Below are 17,177 nucleotides of genomic sequence, written 5' to 3'. Positions count from 1 at the left end.
CGGGGTCAGAACCGGGTCATCGGCCGGACCGCGTGGGCCAGGTCGAGGAGCCGGCCGTGTTCGCCCGCGGTGCGGGCCTGGGCGGCCAGTTGCCGGAACGAGTGCTCCAGCCGGGTGCGCAGGCCGTCCTCGTCCCCGGGGCCGAGGAGTTCCCCGGCGGGGAAGTCCGGTCCCCAGCCCTGGGCCGGCCGGCCGTGCAGGGCGTTCTCGCGGACCTCCGCCACCAGCCGGGCCCGGGACTCCCCGGCCGCCGCGCCGCCGTCCAGGCGCAGTTCGGGCAGCCGCCGGACGGCGTCCCGCAGGCCGGCCGGGGTGGGCGGGTCGCCGTGCAGGACGCCGGCGCGGACGCGGACGGCCGCGATGCGGGCGGCGTCGTGGTGCCGGGAGGTGGCGGGCACCTCGTCGAGGACGCGGACGGCGGCGTCCCGGTCGCCGCCGGCCAGGTGGCCGCGGGCCAGGCCGAACGCGGCGGCGGTGTGCGCGGAGTCCCGTTTCCAGACGGCTTCGTAGTACCGCATGGCCCGCGTGGGGCGCCCGCGGTCCGCGGGCCGGGAGCCGGTGTGTTCGGCGCAGTAGCCGAGGGCCAGCTTGGGCACGTACTCGCCGGGCAGGGCCCGGTAGACGGCGTCGAAGCGGGCGCCGGCCGGCTCCACCTCGCCCTTGCTGAGGTGCAGCACGCCGTGGTGCCAGGCGATGCGCCAGTCGTGGGCGGCGCGTTCGCCGAGCTGGGTCTCGGCCTCGGCGAGCCAGCTCTCCGCCGCCCGCTGCTCGCCCTTCCTGAGGTAGGCGCGGCACAGCCACAGCGCGGTCTCGGGGGTGCCGAGGCGGGATTCGCGGGGCCACTGCCGGGCGACCCGGTCGGGGGCGTCGGGCGGGAAGGTGTCCAGGAGCAGGGCGGCGCCGTCGTCGGGGTCGGGCAGCGGCTCGGGCAGGGCGCCGGCCACCTCGGCGGCGGGGGGTGGGGAGACGTCCAGGCCGGCGGGCCGCTCGCCGGGACGGGTGGTCCAGTGGTCCAGGGCGGGGATGGCGCCGAGTCCGGCGTCGAGGCTGGCGCCGGTCGCGCGGAACCGGGTGGAGCTCTCCGGCAGTTGCTCGCCGAACTGGAGCGAGCGGAACTCCCGGAGGACCTCCCACAGCTGGCGGGACATCTCGGCGGCGGAACGGAACCGGGCGCGGGGTTCGGCGTGGGTGGCGCGGGCGATGAGGCGGCGGAAGGAGTCGGGGGCGAGGCCGCGGGCGGGTTCGGTGGTGCGGGCCAGGGCCTGGAGGGTCATGCCGACGGTGTAGAGGTCGCTGTCGACGTGCCAGCCGCGCCGGTCGATCTCCTCCTGGGGCGGGGCGTAGCCGGCCGTGTGGACGTAGGCGGAGGTGCGGTCGCCGATGGCGCGGACGGCCCCGAGGTCGATGACCTTGACCGCCCGGCCGAAGTGGATGACGTTGGCGGGCTTCATGTCGCAGTAGAGCAGCCCGCGTTCGTGCATGTACTGCAGGGCGCCGAGGATCTTGCAGCCGTAGGTGAGGACGTGGTCGAGCCGTGGGCGGCCGTGGAAGGTCCGCTCGACGTCGTCGGCGTCGAAGAGCTGTTGCAGGGAGCGTCCGCCGATGTAGTCCATGACCAGGTAGCCGGTGGGCGCGTGGCCGGGGGCCCGGTGTTCGGCGTAGGTGATGATGCGGACGATGTCGGGGTGGTGCAGGCCGGTCAGGGAGCGGCGCTCCTCGACGGCGGTGCGGCGGGCCAGGGCGTCGTGGACGTTGATCTGGCCCTTGAGGACGACCCGGTGGCCGTCGGCGCGGGTGTCCTCGGCGAGGTACACCCAGCCGAGGCCGCCGTGGGCGAGGCAGCCGAGGACCTTGTAGTGGCCGGCGACGACGTCGCCCCTGGTGAGCTGCGGCCGGAAGGAGTAGGGCGTGCCGCAGCGGGGGCACCGGCCGGTGTCGCGGGCGGGCTGGCCGCCGTAGCCGATGCCGATGGTCATGGTGCAGCCGTTCGCGCCGCAGCGGCGTCCCCCGGTGGGCGGTCGCGGGTCCTCGACGAGGACGTCGTCGGGGACGGGGACCTCGGGCAGCACGACCAGGCCGTGCTGGTCGAGTTCGCCGATGCCGGCGACGGCGTGCACGGCCGCCGGGCCGGGTGGCTCGGGCTCGTCGGCGGTGCCGGCGGGGGGCCGGGCCGGCGGCGCGGTGCGCGGTTCGGCGTGCCGGTGGCCGCAGGTGTCGCAGTAGCCGGTGCCCATGATGCGGCCCGCGCAGCCGGGCCGGACGCACGAGGTCACGAGGCGCCCTCCTCACCGGGTGGGGTGGCGGAGCAGAAGCCGACGAACCGCTCGACGGCGGCCTCGGCCCGCTCGATGTCGCAGGGGGTCTGCCGCAGCAGCGAGACGGCCTGTTCGTAGAGCCGGTACGCCGCCACGACCCGGTCGCCCTGCGCGGCGGCGCGCTGCCGGCACAGCGGCCACTCGGCGCCGACGCGGCCGAGGAGTTCCTCGCGGCGGCGCAGCCGGGCGTCGAGCAGGCGGACGGCCTTCTCCAGACGGCTCCGGCGGCGGCCGACGGCGTCCTCGAAGGTGAACAGCAGTCCGGCGCGCGCGGGTTGGCGTTCCCGGTCGGGGGCGTGGTCGATCCAGGCGCGCAGCATGCGGCTGCGCCGGACGCCGGCCTCGGCCCGGTCGAGCAGCAGCCGGGCGCCGGGCGGGGGCAGGACGCGGTCCCGGCGGGCGTCGAGTGCGGGCCCCAGCTCGTCGGTGATCCGGTCGAGTTCGGTGTGCAGGCGGGCCCAGCGCTCGCGCAGCGGCCGGTGCACGAGGAACTCGGCGGCCTGTTCGGCGCGTTCTCCCCGCTCGCGGAAGACCAGCAGCAGCCGTGCGCCCTGCCGGGCGAGCCGGTCCAGCAGGCCGAGCAGGGCGTCGGGGTCGGCGGCCTCGTCGACGGCGACCAGGACGGCGGCGAGCGGGAGGCGCAGCGTGCCGAGGCGTTCGGGCCGGGGGTCGTCGCGGATGCCGAGGCGTTCGGCGATCCGGTCCATGACCTCCGCGGCCGTCAGCCCCTTGACGTCCAGGGCGAGGTCGTGGGCGCCGGCGGGGGGCACGGTCTCGGGCGGGTCGTGGCTGACGGCGCTGGTGTTGCCGTGGGTGCGCAGTTCGCGGTCGGCGAGGGTGACGGCCCGCCGCAGGGTCCAGGCGCGGTCCCCGCGCGCGGGGACGACGGTGACGAGCACCGGCCAGCCTTCGCCGCGGAACCAGGAGGCGAGTTCGGTGGCGAACGGGACGTCGAGCCGGCCGGCGGCCGCGCCGGGGCCGGTGCCGGTGCGCAGCCGGGGGTCGACGGCCTCGGCGCCGTCGGTCCAGGCGGCGACCTGCGGCAGATGGCTGAGGATGGTCTCGGTGGGGCTCATGTAGCTGAAGGCGGAGCCCGGCCCGTCGTCGACGCTCAGGACGATGCCGATGACCTGGTCGGTGGCGTGGTCGACGACGCCGCCGCCGCTGAAGCCGTCGTCGGCGAGTTCCTCGGGGGTGAGCGGGCGCAGTTGCACCTGGCTGTCCCGGCCGCGCGCGGCGACCAGGGTGGCGCCGTGCCAGCGGCCGCCGTCGTCGCCGCGCGGGAAGCCGTACATGCTGACGGGCCCGTGGGGGGCGGCGAGCCGGTAGAGGCGGGTGGTGTGCGCGGCGGGCAGGGGGGCGTCCAGGCGCAGCAGGGCGAGGTCGCCGCTGCGGTCGCCGAAGGTGTCCTCGCTCTGGGGTACGTGTTCGTCCGGCCGGACGGTGGCGGTCACGGCGGTGAGGCCGGGGACGCCGACCAGGCGGACGGTGTAGCGGTGGCCGGGGCTGACGACGTGTGCGGCGGTGAGGACCCGCTCGGGGGCGAGCAGCACGCCCGCGCCCAGCACCCGGCCGTCCGGTGTCTCGATGCGCGCGATCCAGGACGGTGTCCGTAAGCGCGATGCGACGACTCGCTCCCCCGTGCGCGTCATGGTCCAGAGGTTACTCCGCGTACCCGCCCGGTACTACTGGTGTGCACGGGGTCGTCGCGGAAGTTGTACGGGGGCCCGAACGCGTGCGCTATACACACGGTGTATAGTCCCGGCATGCCTCTGACGACCGAAGCGACCCCGACGCCCCCAGCCGCGAGCACCGGCGCGCCCAGGAAGATGCGCAAAACCGGCGGGAGGTTGCGTGGCTGGGCGCTCGCGTCCGCCGCCGCCTGCCTGGCGTTCACCCTGTCCGGGTGCGCCGAGGTCGACACGACCGCCCCGAGCACCGCTCGCGCCGAGGCGGCGCACGGGGCGCCGGCCCGGTTCGGGACCGTCGACTGCCGTCAGGCCAAGTGCATCGCGCTCACCTTCGACGCGGGCCCCAGCGAGAACTCGGCGCGGCTGCTGGACATCCTGAAGGAGAAGAAGGTCCCGGCCACCTTCTTCCTGCTCGGCAAGCGGCACATCGAGAAGTACCCCGAGCTGGTCAAGCGGATGGCGGCGGAGGGCCACGAGGTCGCGAGCCACACGTGGGACCACAAGATCCTCACCCGGATATCGGACGAGGAGATACGTCAGGAGCTGAACCGGCCCGACGAGGCCATCCAGCGGCTCACCGGGCACAAGCCGACGCTGATGCGCCCGCCGCAGGGCCGCACCGACGCCGACGTGCACAGGATCTGCAAGGAGCTGGGCCTGGCGGAGGTGCTGTGGAGCGTGACCGCCAAGGACTACACGACCGACGACCCGGCGCTCATCACCAAGCGGGTCCTCGACCAGTCGTCCCGGGACGGGATCATCCTGCTGCACGACATCTACCCCGGGACCGTGCCCGCCGTGCCCGGCATCATCGACGCGCTGAAGGCGCGGGGCTACGTCTTCGTGACGGTCCCCCAGCTGCTGGCGCCCGGCAGGGCCGAGCCGGGCGAGGTGTACCGCCCGTAGCGCCTCCCAGGGCTCAGAACACCACCGACCAGCCCTCGCGGGACGCCTGTCCGGCGGTGTAGGAGACGCCGTGGACCTTCAGGCCGGCCGCGTCGAGGAGGGTGATCTCGCCGCCCTGGTTGCCGAGCGGGGTCTCCTCGGTGAGCGGCACGGCGAGGCACTCGCCGGGCGCGAGCGGGGCCGTGGCCGGGACCGGGGAGCCGTGGCCGAGGCGGCTGACGATCCGCCAGCCGGTCAGGTCCACGGGTTCGGGCGAGGCGTTGAGGAGGGTCACGGTCTCCGCCTCGGGGGCGGGGCCCTTCGGGTTGACCGCCGCGGCGATGATCACCACGGGCTGCGCGCCGGACGCGGGCCGGGTGCCGTCGACGTCCTCCAGGGTGTGCCCGGTGGTGTCGTCGGTGTGCCAGGACTGGCTCTGGAAGGCCAGGAAGATGCCGACCCAGCGGGACTGCGCGGGGAAGCGCAGCAGAAGTCCGCCGTCCTGCCACACCTCGTCGTCGCCCCGGAAGCGGCTGCTGTTGCCCTGGTTCATGTGGACGTCGTGCACGCCGTTGCCCGGCAGGAAGCCGAACACCTTGTCCTTGACGGCGGGTTCGGGGCCGAAGCGGGAGCCGAAGACGTACGCCCGCGCCTCCGGGGCCGCGACCGCGCGCTGCACGTAGTGGTCGAGGAGGTCGGCGAGGTCGTTGTCCGGTCCCTCGACGTCCGGCGGGAGCGTACGCATCCCGGCCGGGTCGAACAGGTTGCCGCGCACGAAGTCGAGGGCCGGGCCGCCGGGGCCGGCCGGCAGGGTGTTCCAGCCGCCGGGCAGGCCCTCCAGGGCGGTGGTCAGCGGGTGCCGGAAGTCGTCGGCGACCAGGTAGAGCAGTTCGGAGGGGTGCTCCTGGGAGAGCACGTTGACCGCGGCGCGGTAGTGCGTGCCGTGGTCGTCCGTCAGGTGGATCTGGTAGTGCGGTGTCTCCCGCGCGCCCTCGCGCCGTGTCTCGACGACGCGGGCCACCAGGACGCCGTAGTTCTTCACCGGCATGACGATCAACTCCCCCGTACGACGGGCCGCTTGACCGGCCCGGGCAGGAAGCGCGGAAGCGGTGTCCCCGTGGCACCGCCCGCGCGCCCACGGTCCCAGAGTACGACTCCTGGCGGACCCCTGCCACGCGAACGGGACGGCGCGGCGGCTGAACGCGCAGGTGACCGGGACCCCTTGCCTAGGATCGTGCCGTGCCCACCATCTCCTTCGAACGCACGGTCCCGCTGTCGCCCGGCGAGGCGTGGCGCCGGCTCACCGACTGGCCGCGCCACGCCGACGCGGTGCCGCTGACCCGGATCAGGGTGCTCACGCCCCCGCCGACCCGTGAGGGCACGCGCTTCGTGGCCCGGTCGGGGGTCGGCCCGCTCGCCGTCGACGACGTGATGGAGGTGACGGTGTGGCGCCCGCCCGCCGGCGACGCGCCCGCGCTGTGCCGCCTGGACAAACGCGGCCGGCTGGTCCTCGGCTGGGCGGAGATCGAGGTCCACCCGGCGCCCGGGGGCCGCAGCCGCGTGGTGTGGCGGGAGGACCTGAGCGTCCGCTTCCTCCCCCGGGCCTTCGACGGCCCCCTGGAGTCGGCCTCCCGCCTGCTGTTCGGCCGGGCGGCGGACCACCTGCTGACCCGGGGGTGAGCCAGGGGCGGGCGCCCCGGCACGGCCCTCAGTCCCTGCGGCCCGTCAGGGCCACCGTCACACCCAGGCCGATCATCGTCAGGCCACCCGTTCCGCCGACCGCGGACAGCCGGCGGGGGGACCGGGCGAACCAGTCGCGGGCGGCCGAGGCGGCCAGGCCCCAGACGGCGTCGGAGATCACCGCGATGGCGTTGAAGACGAGCCCGAGCAGCAGCATCTGCGCGGGCACGTGCCCCTGCTCGCGGTCCGCGAACTGGGGCAGTACGGCGGCGAAGAAGACCATCGTCTTGGGGTTGGCCACGCCGACCGCGAACCCCTCCCCCAGGGTGCGCAGACCACCGCGCGCCGGGCCGGACTCCGCGACCGCGGCCCGCAGCGAGCCGCGCTGCCGCCACGCCTTGACGCCGAGGTGCACGAGGTACGCGGCGCCCGCGAGCTTCAGGACCGTGAAGACCAGGACCGAGCGCTCGACGACCGGTCCGACGCCGAACGCCACCGCGACGACGAGCAGGTACGCGCCGAGCGTGTTGCCCACGACGGTGGTCAGCGCGGCCCGGCGGCCGTGGGCCAGCGCCCGTCCGATCACGAACAGCACGCTGGGGCCGGGGACGATGATGAGCAGGAGGGACAGGACGGCGAAGGCCGCCAGCCGGTCGGGGGACACCATGCCGTCATGCAACACAGGGGCGGCGGCGGCCGGCAAACGCTTTTCAGGCCACCGACCCGATCCGTCCCGGCGTCCCCGCCGCCGTGTCGTGGTGGATGGGGGTGTGCGCACCGGTCAGCGGCACTCCGCTGCCGCCGCGCCGGCCCGCGACGATCTCCGCCGCGATGGACAGCGCCGTCTCCTCCGGGGTGCGGGCGCCGAGGTCCAGCCCGATCGGGGAGCGCAGCCGGGCCAGCTCCCGCTCGCCGACGCCGACCGCGCGCAGCCGCTCGGCGCGGTCCAGGTGGGTGCGGCGGGAACCCATCGCGCCGACGTAGGCGACCGGCAGCCGCAGCGCCAGCTTCAGCAGCGGGACGTCGAACTTGGCGTCGTGGGTGAGGACGCACAGGACGCTGCGGCCGTCGACCTCGGTGCGCTCCAGGTACCGGTGAGGCCAGTCGACGACGATCTCGTCGGCCTCGGGGAAGCGGGCGCGGGTGGCGAAGACCGGGCGGGCGTCGCACACGGTGACGTGGTAGCCGAGGAACGCGCCGATCCGGACCAGTGCCGACGCGAAGTCGATCGCGCCGAAGACGATCATCCGGGGTGCGGGTACGGCGGACTCCACGAGGACCGTGAGCGGGGTGCCGCAGCGCGAGCCCTGTGCGCCGATCTCCAGGGTGCCGGTGCGGCCCGCGTCGAGGAAGGCCCGGGCCTCGGCGGCGACCGTGCGGTCCAGCTCGGGGTGGGCGCCGAAGCCGCCGTCGTACGACCCGTCGGGCCGGACCAGGAGGGGCCGGCCGCGCAGTTCCCCGGGGCCCTCGGCGATCCGCGCGACCGCCGCCGCCTCCCCGCGACCGCCGCCGCCTCCCCGCGGGCGGCGGCGGCCAGCGCGGCCGCGTACACCGGCCGGGCGGGACCGTCCGCCCGGACCGGCGTGACGAGGATGTCGATGACGCCCCCGCAGGTCAGGCCGACGGCGAAGGCGTCCTCGTCGCTGTACCCGAAGCGTTCGAGGACGGTCTGGCCGTCCTCCAGCGCCTGCCGGCACAGCTCGTACACGGCGCCTTCCACGCACCCGCCGGAGACCGAGCCGATCGCCGTGCCGTCGGCGTCCACCGCCAGGGCGGCGCCGGGCCGGCGCGGGGCGCTGCCGCCGACGGCCACCACGGTGGCGACGGCGAAGTCACGGCCCTGCTCGGCCCACCGGTCCAGCTCCTCGGCGATGTCCAGCATCTGTCGGTCTCCTCGAACGGGTGGCGGGTGTAAGGATGGTCAGTGCACGCCCAGCCATGCCTCGATGGGATGGAGGGCGAAGTACACGAGGAAGACGGCCGTCAGGCCCCACATGAAGGCGCCGGTCTCGCGGGCCCTGCCCTGTGCCGCCTTGATGGCGGTGTAGGAGATGACGCCCGCGGCGACACCGGTGGTGATGGTGTACGTGAACGGCATCAGGACGACGGTCAGGAAGACCGGGATCGCGGTCGCGCGGTCGGCCCAGTCCACGTGCCGGGCGTTCATCAGCATCATGGCGCCGATGACGACCAGCGCGGCGGAGGCGACCTCCTGCGGCACGATCGCGGTGACCGGGGTGAAGAACAGGCAGGCCGCGAAGAACAGGCCGGTGACGACGGAGGCGAGCCCCGTGCGGGCCCCCTCGCCGACGCCCGTCGCCGACTCGATGAACACGGTCTGGCCGGAGCCGCCCGCCACACCGCCGATCGCGCCGCCGGCGCCGTCGATGAACAGCGCCTTGGACAGGCCCGGCATCCGGCCCTCGCCGTCGGCCAGTCCCGCCTCGGTGCCGACGCCGATGATGGTGGCCATCGCGTCGAAGAAGCCGGCGAGCACCAGGGTGAAGACGATCATGCCGATCGTCATCGCGCCGACGTCGCCCCAGCCGCCGAACTCCACGTGCCCGAAGAGCGAGAAGTCGGGCATCGACACGGCGCTGCCGTGCAGTTGGGGGGCGCCGCCCGCCCACTGCGCCGGGGCGATGACACCGAGGCCGTTCAGGACGGCGGCGACGACCGTGCCGGAGACGATGCCGATGAGGATGGCGCCGGGGACGTTCCGGGCCTGGAGCATGAAGATCAGCAGCAGGGTGCCGGCGAAGAGCAGCACCGGCCAGCCGGCGAGTTCCCCGGCGGGACCGAGGGCGAGCGGGGTGGCCTTGCCCTGGTGCACGAAGCCGGACTTGTAGAAGCCGATGAGGGCGATGAACAGGCCGATGCCCATGGTGATGCCGTGCTTGAGCGCGAGCGGGATCGCGTTCATGATCATCTCGCGCAGGCCGGTGACGACCAGCAGCATGATGACCACGCCGTACAGCACGCACATGCCCAGGGCCTGCGGCCAGGTCATGGCGGGGGCGACCTGCGAGGACAGGACGCCGGAGACGGAGAGGCCGGCGGCGAGGGCGAGCGGCACCTTGCCGACGAACCCCATCAGCAGCGTGGTGAAGGCCGCCGCGAACGCGGTCGCGGTGATCAGCGCCTTCTGGCCGAGCGTGTCCCCGGCGGCGTCCTTGCCGGACAGGATGAGGGGGTTGAGCAGGAGGATGTAGGCCATCGCCATGAAGGTGGTGATGCCGCCGCGCACCTCACGCGCGACCGTGGATCCTCTTCCGGATATGTGGAAGTACCGGTCGAGCCAGGACCGCCCGGCCGGGACGAGGCTGCCTTCGCCCGCGTCCTCGGCGGCGGTCCCGGGCTCCACTGACTGCTGGGTCATGGGCCAACTCCCAAGGTTCATAGGTGCACCCGTGCGGCGCCTTGTCCGGGCACGGGATTTGGGATGGGACGACCCGGGGGACGGCCCGAGACGAACAGTGGGGGCCGGGGGGACGAGGCCCCCCGGAGAATCACCGGCTGGATCCCCGAAGGGTCACGTTCCCGTCAGGTGTTCGGGCCGCACCGGCGTGCGGTTGAGCTCCAGCCCGGTCGCGTTCCGGATCGCCGCGAGGACGGCCGGGGTGGACGACAGGGTCGGGGCCTCGCCGACGCCGCGCAGCCCGTACGGGGCGTGCTCGTCGGCGAGTTCGAGCACGTCGACCGGGATGGTCGGCGTGTCGAGGATGGTGGGGATCAGGTAGTCCGTGAAGGAGGGGTTCCTGACCTTCGCGGTCTTCGGGTCCACGACGATCTCCTCCATCACGGCCACGCCCAGGCCCTGGGTCGTGCCGCCCTGGATCTGGCCGATGACGGAGAGCGGGTTGAGCGCCTTGCCGACGTCCTGGGCACAGGCCAGTTCGACGACCTTGACCAGGCCGAGTTCGGTGTCGACCTCGACGACGGCGCGGTGGGCGGCGAAGGAGTACTGGACGTGTCCGTTGCCCTGGCCGGTGCGCAGGTCGAAGGGCTCGGTCGGCCGGTGCCGCCACTCCTCCTCGACCTCCACGGCCTCGTCCTCCAGCACGTCGGCCAGGTCGGCGAGGACCTCCCCGCCGTCGGTGACGACCTTGCCGTCCTCCAGCAGCAGTTCCGCCGTGGCCCAGGCGGGGTGGTAGGAGCCGAACCTGCGCCGGCCGATCTCCAGGACCCGCTCGCGGACCAGCTCGCAGGCGTTCTTGACGGCGCCGCCGGTGACGTACGTCTGCCGGGAGGCCGAGGTCGAACCGGCCGAGCCCACCTGGGTGTCCGCCGGGTGGATCGTCACCCGTGCGACGCCCAGCTCGGTGCGGGCGATCTGCGCGTGGACGGTGACTCCGCCCTGGCCGACCTCAGCCATCGCGGTGTGCACGGTGGCGACGGGCTCACCGCCCACGACCTCCATGCGCACCTTGGCGGTGGAGTAGTCGTCGAAGCCCTCGGAGAAGCCGACGTTCTTGATGCCGACCGCGTAGCCGACCCCGCGTACGACGCCCTCGCCGTGCGTGGTGTTGGACAGTCCGCCGGGCAGCTGGCGCACGTCGGCGCCCTCGCTGGACTCCCACTGGCGCTCGGGCGGCATGGGCATCGCCTTGACGCGGCGCAGGAGTTCGGCGACCGGCGCCGGGGAGTCGACCGGCTGCCCGGTCGGCATGACGGTGCCCTGCTCCATGGCGTTGAGCTGCCGGAACTCCACCGGGTCCAGGCCCAGTTCCTTCGCCAGCTTGTCCATCTGCGCCTCGTAGGCGAAGCACGCCTGGACCGCGCCGAAGCCGCGCATCGCGCCGCAGGGCGGGTTGTTGGTGTAGAGGGCGACGGCCTCGATGTCGACGTCGTCGATCACGTACGGGCCGGCGCTCAGCGAGGCGGCGTTGCCGACGACCGCCGGGGAGGCGGAGGCGTAGGCGCCGCCGTCCAGGACGATCCGGCACTTCATGTGGGTCAGCTTGCCGTCGCGGGTGGCTCCGTGCTCGTAGTGGAGCTTGGCGGGGTGGCGGTGGACGTGCCCGAAGAAGGACTCGAACCGGTTGTAGACGATCTTCACCGGCTTGCCGGTGCGCAGTGCCAGCAGGCAGGCGTGGATCTGCATGGACAGGTCCTCGCGTCCGCCGAAGGCGCCGCCGACGCCGGCCAGGGTCATGCGCACCTTGTCCTCGGGCAGGCCGAGGACGGGCGCCATCTGGCGCAGGTCGGAGTGGAGCCACTGGGTGGCGATGTAGAGGTGGACGCCGCCGTCCTCCTCGGGCACGGCGAGGCCGGACTCGGGGCCGAGGAAGGCCTGGTCCTGCATGCCGAAGGTGTACTCGCCGCGCACGATCACGTCCGCGCGCCGGCGCGCCTCCTCCACGTCGCCGCGGACGATCGGCTGGCGGTGCACGATGTTCGGGTGCGGCACGTGCCCGGCGTGGTGGTCGTCGCGGTGCTCGTGGACGAGGATCGCGTCCGGTGCGGTCGCGGAGGCCTCGTCGGTGATGACGGGCAGCTCCCTGTAGTCCACCTTGATCTTCGCCGCGGCGCGGCGGGCCGTCTCCGGGTGGTCGGCGGCGACGATCGCGACGGGCTCGCCGTGGTGGCGCACCTTGCCGTGCGCGAGGACCGGGGTGTCCTGGATCTCCAGGCCGTAGTTCCTCACCTCGGTGGGCAGGTCGTCGTACGTCATGACGGCGTACACGCCGGGCAGGGCGAGGGCCTCGGAGGTGTCGATGGAGACGATCTCGGCGTGCGCGACGGTGGAGCGCAGGATCTGGCCCCACAGCATGTCCTCGTGCCACATGTCGGACGAGTACGCGAACTCGCCGGTCACCTTGAGGGTGCCGTCCGGGCGGAGCGTGGACTCCCCGATGCCGCCCTTGGTCTGCGACCCCTGGGTGATCTTGGTGGGTGCGCCGTTGGCCGGCATGCTCAGACCCCCTCGGACTGGCGGGCGGCCGCCAGGCGGACCGCGTCCATGATCTTCTCGTAGCCCGTGCAGCGGCACAGGTTGCCCGACAGCGCCTCGCGGATGTCGGCGTCGCTCGGATTCGGGTTGCGCTCCAGCATCTCGTCGGCGGCGACGAGCAGGCCCGGGGTGCAGAAGCCGCACTGGACGGCGCCGGCGTCGATGAACGCCTGCTGGACGGGGCTCAGTCCGGCGCCCTCGCCGGTGTGCGGGCCGGCGCCCTCGGCCTGCCGCCCCCGGGCCTCGTCCGGACTCGTGCCGCCGCGGGCGCCCGTCCCGCAGGAGCGCTGCCTGGCGTGGTCGGCCAGGCCCTCGACGGTCACGACGTCCCGGCCCTCGGCCTGGCCGGCCGCGACCAGGCAGGAACACACGGGCACGCCGTCGAGGCGGACCGTGCAGGAACCGCACTCGCCCTGCTCGCAGGCGTTCTTGGAGCCCGGCAGGCCGAGCCGCTCGCGCAGCACGTACAACAGGGACTCGCCCTCCCAGACGTCGTCGGCCTCCTGCGGACGTCCGTTGACGGTGAAGTTGACGCGCATCACGCAGCTCCCTCGGTGGCGCGGCGGGCGCCGCGGTACGACTCCCAGGTCCAGGTCAGCGTCCGGCGGGCCAGCACGCCGACCGCGTGCCGGCGGTAGCTCGCGGTGCCCCGGACGTCGTCGATCGGGTTGCAGGCGGCGGAGCACAGGTCCGCGAACCGCTTGGCGACCGACGGGGTGATGATCTTCCCGTTGTCCCAGAAGCCGCCCTCCTCCAGGGCCGCGTTCAGGAACTCCTCGGCGACCGTGGCCCGCACCGGGGTGGGCGCGGCCGAGCCGATGCCGGTGCGCACGGTCCGGGTGTGCGGGTGCAGGGCGAGGCCGAAGGCGCACACGGCGATGACCATGGCGTTGCGGGTGCCGACCTTGGAGTACTGCTGCGGGCCGTCGGCCTTGTCGATGTGCACGGCGCGGATCAGCTCGTCCGGCCGGAGCGCGTTGCGCTTGACGCCCGTGTAGAACGCGTCGACCGGGATGCGCCGGGTGCCCCGGGCCGCCGACTCCACCTCGACCTCCGCGCCGGCCGCGAGCAGGGCGGGGTGGGCGTCGCCGGCCGGCGAGGCCGTGCCGAGGTTGCCGCCGACGCCGCCGCGGTTGCGGATCTGCGGGGAGGCGACCGTGTGCGAGGCGAGCGCGAGGCCCGGCAGCTCGGCACGGAGGTGCTCCATGATCGCGGTGTACGGGACGGAGGCACCCAGCCGCACGGTGTCCTCGCCGACCTCCCACTCGTAGAGGTCGCCGACGCGGCCCAGGTCGAGGAGGTACTCGGGCCTGCGGTGATCGAAGTTGATCTCGACCATCACGTCGGTGCCACCCGCAATCGGCACAGCGGTGGGGTGCTCGGCCTTCGCGGCGAGCGCCTCCTCCCAGCTGGCGGGGCGAAGGAAGTCCATGACCGGCTCTCTTCTTCGTCTCAGTGCTCTTGAGGTCGTGCAGATTGAGCCAATCCGTGTGCGGCGGGCCCGGCTCGTTCATGTGCTGTTCACGCGGAGTGGCCTCAGTACACCGTCCTGTGCTCCGACGGGGTCAGTCACCGAAACCATGAAGGAGTTCGCTGGCCAGCGGGAGCATCTTGTAGATTCGTATGAACGGAGGTCATCGCTCACCTCTCCGTTTTCCCGGAGAAACACAGGTGACGGCGCGGCGGCCCCAGACTCCGGCCGGTGCGGCCCCTCACCGGGCCGCTCCACGGTGCTCCTCCAAGATTCATCGTAGGTTTCGAGACAGAAGAACGGCGGCGACGAGATGCGGCTGCGCGCACTGCTGGACACCGACGCGCTGGGCCTGCGGCTGCTCGGCGGCGAGGACGAACTGGACCGCGCGGTGCGCGGGGTCATGACCACCGACCTGCGCGACCCGAGCCGCTACCTCTCCGGCGGTGAGCTGGTGCTCACCGGGCTGGCCTGGCGCCGGGACGCCGCCGACTCCGAGCCCTTCGTACGCCTCCTGGTGCAGGCCGGGGTGGCCGCCCTCGCGGCCGGCGAGGCCGAGCTGGGCGATGTGCCGGACGACCTCGTGCTGGCCTGCGCGAAGCACCGGCTGCCGCTGTTCGCCGTGCACGAGTCGGTGGCGTTCGCGACGATCACCGAACACGTGGTGCGGCAGGTCTCCGGCGAGCGCGCCGGGGACCTGGCGGCCGTCGTGGACCGGCACCGCCGGATGATGACCTCGGGTCCGGCCGGCGGCGGCCCGGACGTCGTCCTGGACCTGCTCGGCTCCGACCTCGACCTGCGCGCCTGGGTGCTCTCCCCCACCGGCCGGATGATCGCCGGCTCCAAGGCGGCGGGCCCGCTGCCCGCCGAGACCTGCGCCCGGCTCGCCGCCGAGCACCTGGCGGCCACCCGCACCGGCCGCCGCGGCCCGCACCGCGTCCACGTGTCCGGCACCGCCTACTCCCTCTTCCCGGTCGGCTCCTCCGCCCGCTCCCCGCAGGCCGCCCGCGATGTCCGCCAGACGGTCCTGTCGGACTGGCTGCTGGCCGTCGAGGCGGACGCCGGTGACTGGCCCGGCGAGCGCCTGGACCTGCTGCAGGGCGTGACCCAGCTGATCGCCGTCGAGCGGGACCGCCGGGACGCGGGCCGCACGGTCCGCCGCCGGCTCGCCCAGGAGGTGCTGGAGCTGGTGCAGACGGGCGCCGCGCCCGCCGAGATCGCCGCCCGGCTCCGGGTGGCGGCCCCGGTGCTGCTCCCCGGGCTCGGGGCGGCTCCGCACTGGCAGGTCGTGGTGGCCCGGGTGGAGTGGGAGGGCGGCGAGGTCGAGGGCGGCCCGGTCGCCCAGTCCCTGCTGGAGGAGGTGCTGGTCGACCCGCTGGCCACCGGCCCCGAGCCCTCCGACCGCATAGCCGTGGCGCACACCGGCGACGAGGCCGTCGCCCTGGTGCCGCTGCCCGCGGTCGCCGCCGAGCACGACGGCTCCGAGACCGGCCTGCTCGCCGACGCCCTGCTGCGATCGGTGCGCGAGCCGCTGTCGGCCGGCCTGGACGACGACGGCCGGCTCACCCTCGGGGTCAGCGCGGCCGTGCACTCGGCGGAGGGCCTGCGCGGCGCCCTGGAGGAGGCCCGGCACGCCCGCCGGGTCGCCGCCGCCCGCTCCGGCCGTGTCTGCGCGGCCGGTCACCAGGAGCTGGCGTCGCACGTCCTGCTGCTCCCGTTCGTCCCGGACGACGTCCGGCGTGCCTTCACGGCCCGCCTGCTGGACCCGCTGAAGGAGTACGACCGCCGGCACCGGGCCGAGCTGATCCCGACCCTGGAGGCGTTCCTCGACTCCGACGGCTCCTGGACGCGCTGCGCCACCCGTCTGCACCTGCACGTCAACACGCTGCGCTACCGGGTCGGCCGGATCGAGCAGTTGACGGGACGGGACCTGTCCCGCCTGGAGGACAAGCTGGACTTCTTCCTGGCCCTGCGCATGAGCTGAGGTCAGCGGGGCGTGCGGCGGCCCGGCGGGGTCACGCCCGCGCCCCACGACTTTGTGAAATCTTTCACCCACCCTCTTGGCCGGGCCCCGCGATCGGTGCTGGAATGCCGCCACCACTCAACAGCTCGATGGCGTGCTCGGGGAGGGCAACGTGGCGCATACCGCCATGTCTGGTAACGGAACCACCGGTGACGATCCGCTCCAGACCGCGGTATGGCGGTTGCGCAGCCGGGCCTGCTGGGCCGACGCGGCGGCTCTGCTGCCCGCCGACCGCCCCGCCCCGGCGTTGCAGCGGGCCGCCCTGCTGGCCGAACGGTGCCTGTACACCGAGCGGGGCTGGGAGGAGGCGGAGGACGCGCTGCGGACGGCGGAGGCGGTGGCGCACAGCGACGAGGAGCGGGGCGCCGCCGCGTGCGAGCGGGGCTACCTGGCGTACGCCGCCACGCTGCTCGGGGTGCGCGACCGGGCCGACGAGGCGCGGGCCGCGCTGGGCCGGGCGGCGGCGCTGATCCCGCCGGGGGGCGGGGGGCGGGCCCTGCTGGACTTCCGGCGGGGGCTGGTGGCCCAGAACCTGGCCGGCGCCCCGCAGGCGGCACGCACCGCGTTCCGCCGGGCGCACGCCGCCGCCGCGGCGAACGCCGACCCCCTGCTGCTGTCCTTCACCTGGCGCCACCTGGCGGGGCTCGCGTTGCGGGAGGGCGAGCTGGCGGAGGCGCGGCACGGCTTCGCCGAGTCCCTGCGGATCAGGGAGGAGTTGGGCTACCTGGTGGGCACGGCGCCGGCGCTGGTCTCCCTGGCCGACACGCAGGAGGAGCCGGAGGCGTCCCGGCTGCGCGAGGAGGCCCGCCGCCTGTTCCGGCTGCTGGGCGGTGTGCCGACGTGGCTGGCGCAACAGCTGGCACCGCCCGCGCCGGGGGCTGCGACGGCGTAGGGGGCCGTGCTCGCCCGCGCGTCGACCGCTCCGCTCCACGCCGCAACGGCCTCCACCGCAGTCACTACCGCTGCGTGCGACAAGGGCACCGCGTCGGAAGGACCACCGGACACGCCGCCCGGCGGGCCCCCCGGCCGACTGCCGGACGGGCCGCCGGACAGCCCACCGAGAGCGGCGCCCACCAGCAGCGCGTCGACGGCGTCGCCGACCACCCGGTGCCGCGCTCTTCCCGCGCCTGAACGGCCTCCACCGCAGTCACTACCGCTG

General features: G+C 74.3%; 12 protein-coding genes and 1 pseudogene. 4 read left to right on the top strand and 9 right to left on the bottom strand.

What is annotated here, in order from left to right:
* Positions 1-5 precede the first annotated feature (5 nt).
* Positions 6-2,273: a tetratricopeptide repeat protein gene (locus ACZ5DC_RS02095; protein ID WP_468648461.1), complete on the bottom strand. Its 2,268-nt coding sequence runs from the start codon at positions 2,271-2,273 to the stop codon at positions 6-8.
* Positions 2,270-3,967, bottom strand: coding sequence for a trypsin-like serine peptidase (locus tag ACZ5DC_RS02090; protein ID WP_468648459.1), 1,698 nt, complete (start codon positions 3,965-3,967; stop codon positions 2,270-2,272). Before ACZ5DC_RS02090 ends, ACZ5DC_RS02095 begins: the two co-directional genes overlap by 4 nt.
* Positions 3,968-4,144: 177 nt before the next feature.
* Here ACZ5DC_RS02090 and ACZ5DC_RS02085 point away from each other — a divergent pair, with 177 nt between their 5' ends.
* Positions 4,145-4,912 (top strand): polysaccharide deacetylase family protein, encoded by a 768-nt coding sequence (locus ACZ5DC_RS02085; protein WP_468649895.1) that lies wholly within the window; start codon positions 4,145-4,147, stop codon positions 4,910-4,912.
* Between the two features lie 13 nt (positions 4,913-4,925).
* Here the strand turns inward: ACZ5DC_RS02085 and ACZ5DC_RS02080 are convergent, their stop codons facing one another.
* Complete coding sequence (locus ACZ5DC_RS02080) at positions 4,926-5,939, bottom strand: DUF2278 family protein (protein WP_468648457.1); 1,014 nt, start codon at positions 5,937-5,939, stop codon at positions 4,926-4,928.
* A 191-nt stretch (positions 5,940-6,130) separates the two neighbouring features.
* On the opposite strand from ACZ5DC_RS02080, the gene ACZ5DC_RS02075 reads away from it, so the two are divergent.
* Positions 6,131-6,571 (top strand): SRPBCC family protein, encoded by a 441-nt coding sequence (locus ACZ5DC_RS02075; RefSeq protein ID WP_468648455.1) that lies wholly within the window; start codon positions 6,131-6,133, stop codon positions 6,569-6,571.
* 28 nt (positions 6,572-6,599) lie between these two features.
* On the opposite strand, the gene ACZ5DC_RS02070 is transcribed toward ACZ5DC_RS02075, so the two are convergent.
* From ACZ5DC_RS02070 to ACZ5DC_RS02045, 6 genes and pseudogenes are all read right to left on the bottom strand, one after another.
* Complete coding sequence (locus ACZ5DC_RS02070) at positions 6,600-7,238, bottom strand: LysE family translocator (RefSeq protein WP_468648453.1); 639 nt, start codon at positions 7,236-7,238, stop codon at positions 6,600-6,602.
* A gap of 43 nt (positions 7,239-7,281) precedes the next feature.
* A pseudogene (locus ACZ5DC_RS02065) lies at positions 7,282-8,453 on the bottom strand (XdhC family protein).
* A gap of 39 nt (positions 8,454-8,492) precedes the next feature.
* Positions 8,493-9,950 carry an NCS2 family permease gene (locus ACZ5DC_RS02060; RefSeq protein ID WP_468648451.1) on the bottom strand — a complete coding sequence of 486 codons (1,458 nt, stop codon included), beginning with the start codon at positions 9,948-9,950 and terminating at the stop codon, positions 8,493-8,495.
* A 153-nt stretch (positions 9,951-10,103) separates the two neighbouring features.
* Entirely contained in the window at positions 10,104-12,485 is a 2,382-nt protein-coding gene (locus tag ACZ5DC_RS02055) for a xanthine dehydrogenase family protein molybdopterin-binding subunit (protein WP_468648449.1), read from the bottom strand.
* A gap of 2 nt (positions 12,486-12,487) precedes the next feature.
* Complete coding sequence (locus tag ACZ5DC_RS02050; protein WP_468648447.1) at positions 12,488-13,063, bottom strand: (2Fe-2S)-binding protein; 576 nt, start codon at positions 13,061-13,063, stop codon at positions 12,488-12,490.
* Complete coding sequence (locus ACZ5DC_RS02045; protein ID WP_468648445.1) at positions 13,063-13,956, bottom strand: FAD binding domain-containing protein; 894 nt, start codon at positions 13,954-13,956, stop codon at positions 13,063-13,065. The genes ACZ5DC_RS02050 and ACZ5DC_RS02045 overlap by 1 nt, the downstream gene beginning before the upstream one ends.
* Positions 13,957-14,308: 352 nt before the next feature.
* On the opposite strand from ACZ5DC_RS02045, the gene ACZ5DC_RS02040 reads away from it, so the two are divergent.
* Positions 14,309-15,979 carry a PucR family transcriptional regulator gene (locus ACZ5DC_RS02040; RefSeq protein ID WP_468648443.1) on the top strand — a complete coding sequence of 557 codons (1,671 nt, stop codon included), beginning with the start codon at positions 14,309-14,311 and terminating at the stop codon, positions 15,977-15,979.
* Between the two features lie 166 nt (positions 15,980-16,145).
* Positions 16,146-16,910 carry a hypothetical protein gene (locus tag ACZ5DC_RS02035; RefSeq protein ID WP_468648441.1) on the top strand — a complete coding sequence of 255 codons (765 nt, stop codon included), beginning with the start codon at positions 16,146-16,148 and terminating at the stop codon, positions 16,908-16,910.
* Positions 16,911-17,177 lie beyond the last annotated feature (267 nt).

The organism is Streptomyces sp. NPDC031445, assembly GCF_055581365.1.
The sequence above is the reverse complement of the archived record's forward strand: the minus strand, read 5'-3'. Positions and strand labels throughout refer to the sequence as shown.

Coding starts and splice junctions, on each gene's coding strand:
- ACZ5DC_RS02060 (WP_468648451.1), bottom strand. CDS start 9,950: ATGACCCAGCAGTCAGTGGAGCCCGGGACCGCCGCCGAGGACGCGGGC.
- ACZ5DC_RS02040 (WP_468648443.1), top strand. CDS start 14,309: ATGCGGCTGCGCGCACTGCTGGACACCGACGCGCTGGGCCTGCGGCTG.
- ACZ5DC_RS02045 (WP_468648445.1), bottom strand. CDS start 13,956: ATGGACTTCCTTCGCCCCGCCAGCTGGGAGGAGGCGCTCGCCGCGAAG.
- ACZ5DC_RS02055 (WP_468648449.1), bottom strand. CDS start 12,485: ATGCCGGCCAACGGCGCACCCACCAAGATCACCCAGGGGTCGCAGACC.
- ACZ5DC_RS02050 (WP_468648447.1), bottom strand. CDS start 13,063: ATGCGCGTCAACTTCACCGTCAACGGACGTCCGCAGGAGGCCGACGAC.
- ACZ5DC_RS02035 (WP_468648441.1), top strand. CDS start 16,146: ATGTCTGGTAACGGAACCACCGGTGACGATCCGCTCCAGACCGCGGTA.
- ACZ5DC_RS02070 (WP_468648453.1), bottom strand. CDS start 7,238: ATGGTGTCCCCCGACCGGCTGGCGGCCTTCGCCGTCCTGTCCCTCCTG.
- ACZ5DC_RS02080 (WP_468648457.1), bottom strand. CDS start 5,939: ATGCCGGTGAAGAACTACGGCGTCCTGGTGGCCCGCGTCGTCGAGACA.
- ACZ5DC_RS02085 (WP_468649895.1), top strand. CDS start 4,145: ATGCGCAAAACCGGCGGGAGGTTGCGTGGCTGGGCGCTCGCGTCCGCC.
- ACZ5DC_RS02090 (WP_468648459.1), bottom strand. CDS start 3,967: ATGACGCGCACGGGGGAGCGAGTCGTCGCATCGCGCTTACGGACACCG.